This is a genomic window from Caryophanon latum, from assembly GCF_001700325.1.
Classification (GTDB): Bacteria; Bacillota; Bacilli; order Bacillales_A; family Planococcaceae; genus Caryophanon; species Caryophanon latum.
The window spans coordinates 1-2,404 of record NZ_MATO01000092.1 but is presented as its reverse complement, the minus strand read 5'-3'; the positions used below and the strand labels follow the sequence as shown (position 1 = coordinate 2,404).

Sequence of the window (2,404 nt, the reverse complement as noted above, 5' to 3'; positions counted from 1 at the left end):
ATACGCGAACTGCCAGTTGAATGGCTAATCAACACGCTTGATTTGACATAGTAATATATGAACCCCACTCGCAAATGTACGCAGTGGGGTTTTATTGCGCATTCTTACACATATCACAGCAAAAATCTTTTATTTCCATTTCATTGTATATTTTGTATTCTTTTTCTTATACAATGAAACTGTAAATATTAAGAAAATTTAAACGAAAAAGGAGCTTCTTCTATGAGCAAACAAACCGCGTTTTACGTCGCTAGTGCTGCATTAGCAAGTACGTTTTTTTTCACAACGCTAGAGCAAGCAGCAGCAAACAGCATCACACCCGAGCCGGACTACACACTACTTCCTGACCAAGCAACTGTCCACACATTCGACTTCGCTAAACATAGTGCCGTTCGTACAATTAACTTCTCCCTCCCAATCGATCCAACAACAATTGACGGTAACATTAAGCTGTTTAACATCGAAACAGGTAAAGAAGTAGCAACAACGATTTCCGTTGATGCTCAAAACAATAAAGCATTAAAGCTCCACGCATCGCACGAGGAAGGCGCACAATATCGCCTGCTCATTAGTAAAAACGTGAAAAGCTACGGTCAACTCGTTTTACCTTTACAGCAAGCAATTCAGTTTAATTATATTGCGACAAATGTCGATGCACCGCAGCCTGTGAATGGCACGATTAACACGATTGACAACGACTCTATTACGATTGATGGTCAAACGTATACAGCGAACAGCAGCCTCGCCGAACTATTTACGAACAATAAAGCCGCACTCGCAGGCGCACACGTTTCAGTTATTGTGAAAGGTTCGGAAATTCAATCGGTTGAGGCAATAAAGCTTACAACAAGCGGCACAAAAAATGCACCTGTTACGTTTAATGGCAATGATGCAAATTTACGAAATACGACGATTACCATTGCCGCGAACAATGTGAAACTCGAACAAGCGACCATTCCACACGTCAACATTATCGGTAATGTTACGAATGTCGAGCTAAACACTTCCATTACAACACTTAATATCGCAACGGCAAGCGACATTGAAGTAACAGGAAGCGGCACGTTACACAAAGTGACGATCGACACACAAAACGACGCGACATTCGCAACAACTGGAAAAATCCAACAAGTGAATGTGTTAAACGAAGACGCACATATAACACTCGGTGCCGACGTAACAATCGGTTCAGTGAAGCTGCCGACAACTAGTACGTTACAGAGCGTTATTACAAATTATGACGACGTGAAAGATCAAGTGAATGTTAACGAAGCTGCGGCGCAATTAGTACCAGTTGCGAACACGTACGGTTTAGCGAATATTGTGTTAGCGAAGCCTGCAACGACAACGCTTTATTACGATTCGTATTTAAATTATTCGAACATGACTCCACTACAAGTTGGCGAAACATTAACAGGCACTGAGAAAAAATGGTCGAGCGATGTGAAAGTACCAGTTCAAATGGATGTAGAATATGTATTATATAAAGTCGATGCAAACAAAGTTGTGACGGAAGCCCTTACCGTTCAAACACATTACGAGCCTCCACTTAACGTGTCTGTTCAAAATAATGTCATTACCGTTCAGCTAGCAGAGTATACGAAAAACTATACACCTGGTTTGCTACTAAGAGATGGCTTATACATTTCAAACGGTACAACAGGAACATTTGTAACGAAGGCGCAATTAGCAGCTTTACCGTTTCAATACACAAAAGATGGTGTCGCCTACTTTACATTAAATGCGCCGAGCGATGTATCGTTTACAGACGGTAAAATTTATTACTACTCCAATAAAGTCGGTAACTATTCGTACTACGTTGGTGCATCGAATATCGAACCAACACGCGATGAAGCGGTTTATACGCAAGCTATTTACGATTTTGCGAACCGACCTCTATCGTCAAAATCAATTAAACTGTTCAACGACTTATTAAAAGAGGCGAATTTTGATAAACAAGAAGTGACAACAACAGACGGTGAAACGTATATTCAGTATGTTTCACACCTTTCAACATTGCCGACGATTGCACCACTATATATTGACGCATTCAAAGAAAAACGATTCAACAAAACAGCAGACATTCAGCAAGTAGTTAACAATATTAATAAAACGTACGCAGCTCCAATTGCACAATATGCATCTTTCAATAATACGATCGATAGTTTATACAAAGTGGATCCGTATTCTTATGTGAGTGGGCAACGTTTACGCGAACACGTAACAGAGCAACATCTGTACGATTTAGAGCGCGACATTTATTTCGACAATACATTACAAACAGACGATAAAGGTGATTTATACGATGAGTTGTCGTCAATATCGTACGAGTTTGACAATAAATATATGTTTTACTATTATGATTTAGCAGAAGATGGCTCGTTAAATGACGGTGTAACAGAAG

At 40.0% G+C, this 2,404-nt stretch carries 1 protein-coding gene; it reads left to right on the top strand.

Annotated elements, in window-relative coordinates; genetic code table 11:
- Positions 1 to 222: 222 nt before the first annotated feature.
- A partial coding sequence (locus tag A6K76_RS16285) for a hypothetical protein (protein WP_425393893.1) occupies positions 223 to 2,404 on the top strand: 2,182 nt, incomplete at its 3' end.